Annotated in this window: 4 protein-coding genes; 2 read left to right on the top strand and 2 right to left on the bottom strand. The window is 71.3% G+C overall.

Annotated elements, in window-relative coordinates; genetic code table 11:
* Nucleotides 1-1070, bottom strand: a 1070-nt coding sequence (locus tag AC5RV2_RS14785; RefSeq protein ID WP_494092959.1) for a TOMM precursor leader peptide-binding protein, incomplete at its 3' end; no start/stop codon positions are given.
* A gap of 153 nt (nt 1071-1223) precedes the next feature.
* Between AC5RV2_RS14785 and AC5RV2_RS14790 the strand changes: the two genes are divergently transcribed.
* Nucleotides 1224-1886, top strand: a complete 663-nt coding sequence (locus AC5RV2_RS14790; protein ID WP_494092960.1) for a M48 family metallopeptidase — start codon at nt 1224-1226, stop codon at nt 1884-1886.
* Here the strand turns inward: AC5RV2_RS14790 and AC5RV2_RS14795 are convergent.
* Nucleotides 1883-3364, bottom strand: a complete 1482-nt coding sequence (locus AC5RV2_RS14795; protein WP_494092962.1) for a zinc-dependent metalloprotease — start codon at nt 3362-3364, stop codon at nt 1883-1885. The genes AC5RV2_RS14790 and AC5RV2_RS14795 overlap by 4 nt on opposite strands.
* Before the next feature lie 274 nt (nt 3365-3638).
* Between AC5RV2_RS14795 and AC5RV2_RS14800 the strand changes: the two genes are divergently transcribed.
* On the top strand, nt 3639-4709 hold a 1071-nt coding region (locus tag AC5RV2_RS14800), incomplete at its 3' end, for a YlbL family protein (RefSeq protein ID WP_494092961.1).

The following is a 4709-nucleotide window of genomic DNA, read 5'->3' on the forward strand; positions in this document are numbered from 1 at the left end:
GCCGGGGCCAGCACGCAGCCGCAGGCCGGGTGCGGCGGGTAGGCGTGCCGCGTCACGGTGCCGTCGCCGCTGTCGAGTTTGAGCACGGCGGAGAAGCTGCCGGGCTGGTTCCGTCCATCCAGGAACAGCAGGGCCTGCATCGCCGCCAAACCGGCCGCGGCCACCGACTGCGACACTTCGTCGGCCGCGCCCCGGTCTGCCTGCGGCTCGGCCGGCCGGCTGGTCAACCGGGCAACGACGTCCGGCCACCCCGGATCGGCCTCGGCGCGGTGCAGTTCCACGCAGCCCAGGCAGCTCGTCTGGCCGGGAACCACCAACGGCCCGATCAGGGTGTCCTGCTCGCGCACCAGGACGCTCAGGTGCGGGTGTCCCCGGCTCATGAGCGCCGCGGCGACCCGGGGATCGGCCACGTCGCGGTCGACGTAGACGGCCAGGCTGAGCGCGCGCGGAAAGATGCCGGCGGCACCCTGCTCCGCGGTCGAGCCGGGCAAGAGGTGGCAGGCGACCGTGGGATCGACCTGGTGTACAGCCCGCCGCACGGCCTGCCCGCGGCCCAGGCCGATGTCGGCGAGCCGGATGGCGCCGGACCCGACATCTGAGGGGTTGGCGACGGCCGAATCCTCGAGCAGAAGCGTGCCGACGCCGGCCGCAGCCAAGGCGGTGCCCAACGCTGCACCGGTGCGTCCCAGCCCGATCAGCTGAACGATGCAGCGGCCCCGGGCGGCGAGCGGTCCTTCACCGTCGGCCGAGTACACCGCCGACCAACGGCGAGCATCCGGTGCGAGCCGGTCGGCGCGCAAACCCGACAGGCGTTCCCCGCCGGAGCCCGGCAGCAGGACCGGTGCCAGCGCCGCCAGCAGCGACGCGGCCCGCTCCTTGTCCAGGCCACAGCCTGCCCGCACGTCGTCCAGGTCAGCCGATTCGATCCCCCGGCACAGCCGGCGCAGGAAGTGTCGGTCCGCTTCCACGGTCCCCTCGATCACCAGTCCGCCGGCACCCAGGCCGAACTGGACGCTGCCCGCGGCCCCCTCGAGCATGCGCAGGCCGGGATTGATCCTCAACTGTGCCACCGCAATCCTCCTCGCCGCCTGCCCGTGGTCCGGGCGCGTCCCGGTCCTCCATGCTGGCACGGCGGCGGCAGGCGCCGGAGGGTTATCCACAGAAAACCGGGCACCGGGCCTTCGCGGATGCGGACGGTCGGATCGACCCGGTAACCTCGTCGCATGTCCCGAGCAGATCAGACGCAGGAATCCCGTGCCAGCGCAACGCCTTCGCGGCCGGTGCCGCTGGTGGCCGACGCGGGGGAGCGGGTGGCGCTGACCACATCCACCGGGGCCCCAGTGGTGGTCAAACGGTCGGCGCGCCGGCGCCGGACCGTCTCCGCCGCCTGGCGGGACGGGGCCGCCGTGATCTCCATTCCCGGCCACTTTTCTCAGGCGCAGGAACGGGAGTGGGTGCAGCGGATGCTCGCCAAACTCGAGACGCGCGGCTCCCGGCCGGAGGGACGGACCGCCGCGAGCGACACGGACCTGGCCCGCCACGCGGCGGAGCTGTCGCGCCGATATCTGGCCGGCAACGCCATCCCGACCAGCATCCGATGGGTTCCCAACCAGAACGACCGCTGGGGGTCGGCAACGCCGGCCCGGGGCACCATCCGCATCTCCGACAAGATCAGGGACATGCCCGCCTGGGTCGTCGACTATGTGATCCTGCACGAGCTGGCACACCTGCTCGAGCCCGGCCACGGCCCACGCTTCTGGCGGTTGCTGCAGGCCTATCCGGAGCTGGAACGGGCCAAGGCCTTCCTCGCCGGCGCCGCCTTTGCCATGGGCCGCGGCCTGCAGGACGAGGACGACGTGGACGGCGCCGGCGAGAGCGACAGCTAGCCGCGGTCTCCGTTTCCGGTACCGCCCGGGCCTCCGTCGGCGGTGCCGGTATCCTCACCGCCGGCGGAGCCGTCCGGACCTCCGCCGGAGCTGCCGGAGTCTCCACTGTCGGCGGTGCCGTCCGGCTTCCGGGCATCGCCGTCGCCGGGCTGCTCTTCGAAGCCACCGCTCAAGAGTTTCTGCAGCGCCTCGTCGACTTCCGCCTCGGAGGCGTCCAGCAGTTTCCGCCGGGCGCTGAAGCCGGCCGGATCGTCCAGATCCTCCGCGGTCGGCAGCAGGTCGGGGTGGTTCCAGATCGCGTCCCGTCCTTCGACTCCGCGTTCCTCCTTCAGGGCGGACCACAGGGCGGCGGCATCCCGCAGCCTGCGGGGGCGCAGCTCAAGTCCGACCAGGGCCGCGAAGGCGTGTTCCGACGGCCCGCCGGTGGCGCGCCGGCGTCGGACCGTTTCGCGCAGCGCCGGTGCCGAGGGAAGGTTGGCCGCTGCGCCGGCGGTGAGCTCGTCCACCCAGCCCTCGACCAGCGCGAGCGCCGTTTCGAGCTTGGCCAGGGCGGCTTCCTGTTCCGGCGTGCGCTTCGGCATGAACACGCCCTGCGAGAGCGCCTGCTGCATGGATTCGGGGTTTGTGGGGTCGAGGTCGCGGGCCACTTCCTCGATCCGCCCCATGTCGATATGGATGCCCCGGGCATAGCTTTCGATAGCGCCCAGCAAATAGCCGGAGAGCCACGGAACATGGGTGAACAGGCGGGTGTGCGCAGCTTCCCGGATCGCCAGGAAGAGCAGTACGTCCTGCCCCGGGATGTCCAGGCCCTCGCCGAACGACTTGACGTTGGCCGGCAGCAGGGCCATCTTGCCTTCCACCAGCGGGACACCGATGTCGCTGGAACTGACCACGTCCTTGGCCAAGGCACCCACGGCCTGGCCCAGTTGCATGCCGAACATCGCGCCGCCGAGGTTCTGCAGCATGGAGTGTGCCCCGCCGAGCATCTGCTTCATCTCCTCCGGCACCTGCTCGGTCAGCGCGCTGGTCAGCGCGAAGGCGATGCTGTTGGCGACCGGCTCCGTCAACCGCTTCCAGGTCGGCAGCGTTGCCTCCACCCACTCGGCGCGGGACCAGGCCCTGCCGATCAGCCCGGTGCCGGGCATGCTCGTCACCGGATCGAGCCACATCTCGGCCAGCCGGAGCGCTTCGTCGACGGCGCGGCCCTGTGCGGCAGAGACGGACGGGTCGCTGTCCGAGGCGGCCACCTTGCGGGCGCTTTCATGGGCCAGTTTCCAGTTGACCGGCCCTTCGGCGGGGGCACTCATCATCGCCTGGACCTGTTGGAACATCTGCGCCAGGGCACTGGGGTCGGAGGGCAGTCCTGCCGCTTTGGCTATTTCCGCGGGATCCATTGCCCCGGCCTGCCCGCCGAAGAGCTTGGCGAACATCTCCGCCAGCGGATCCTGCGGGTCGTCGTCGGGCTGCTTGGGGGTCATCACTACCACCGGTCCTCGAGGGTTGGAGCGGGCACGGGCCGCAGCGGCTGCCGGGGAGGCGGCGGGGGCTGTGCCCGGGGTGTTGCGTGAGTTCCACGTTACCGGCAGCCGGGATTCCTTGTCGCGCCGGGGACGGGCAGTTCGCTCAAGGCCGAGCAGGCGCAGCACCACCGATGCCGGGCCGACGGCGTACGCTAGAGCAGGCGCCGCGAGCGCCCCGGGCGGCAGCGCGTGTAGGTGCACGGCCCGGACAGCTGCGGGAGGGAACCACCAGGTGACACAGTCCACCAACAACGGCACGGAGCACGGCACGGACGGCTGGGCCGGCAGCGCTCCCGGTCCGCAGCCGGCTGCGCCGCCGACCCGAAACCGCAGGCAACCGGTCATGGCTGCAGCCGCCGTCGTTGCCGTGGTGGCCGGTGCGGCAGGGCTGGCGCTGCCGGCGGGCTATGTCATCGAGACGCCCGGTCCCGCCATCAACACCATCGGCGAGATCTCCGGCACCCCGCTGATCGAGGTTCCGGACCGCCCCACCTTCGAGACTTCCGGCGCCCTGGACCTGACAACGGTGTACGTGAGTGGCGGCCCCAACTCGAACGTCAATATGCTGCAGGTCCTGGCCGCCTGGCTCGACCCGCGGCGCAGCGTGGCTCCCTCGGACTTGGTCTATCCGCCGGACGTCACCCCGGACGACATCCAGCAGCAGAATGCGGCGTTGATGGCCTCGTCGCAGGAGTCATCGATCGCGGCGGCGCTGACCCAGTTGGACGTGGAGTACTCGCAGACCCTCTCGGTGGCCGACTTCACCCCGGACGCGGCGGCGGCAGGAGTATTGGAACTGCAGGACGCGATCCGGACCATCAACGGCCGGCCGGTCACCGGCATCGAGGTGCTGCGCGAGGAGCTCGACGCCAGTGCCGGCGCCCCGGTCGAACTGGGCATCGCGCGCGACGGCCGGAAGGAAACCGTGGATGTGGCACCGCGGGCCAACGACGACGGCGACTACCAGCTGGGCGTCCTGCTGGGCACCGAATTCGACTTCCCGTTCGAGGTGAAGATCCAACTGGACAACGTGGGCGGCCCCAGCGCCGGCATGATGTTCGCGCTGGGCATCATCGACACCCTGACGCCGGACGAGATGACCGGCGGGAAGCACTTCGCGGGGACCGGCACCATTGACGCCGAGGGTACCGTCGGGCCGATCGGCGGCATACGGCAGAAAATGCTGGGCGCGCGGGAGGCCGGCGCCACCGTCTTCCTGGCGCCGGAGGCTAATTGCGCGCAGGTCGCCGGCCACGTCCCGGAGGGCCTGCAGGTCGTGTCGGTGGCGACGCTGGACGACGCC

This window comes from Arthrobacter sp. Y3225116, assembly GCF_059091245.1.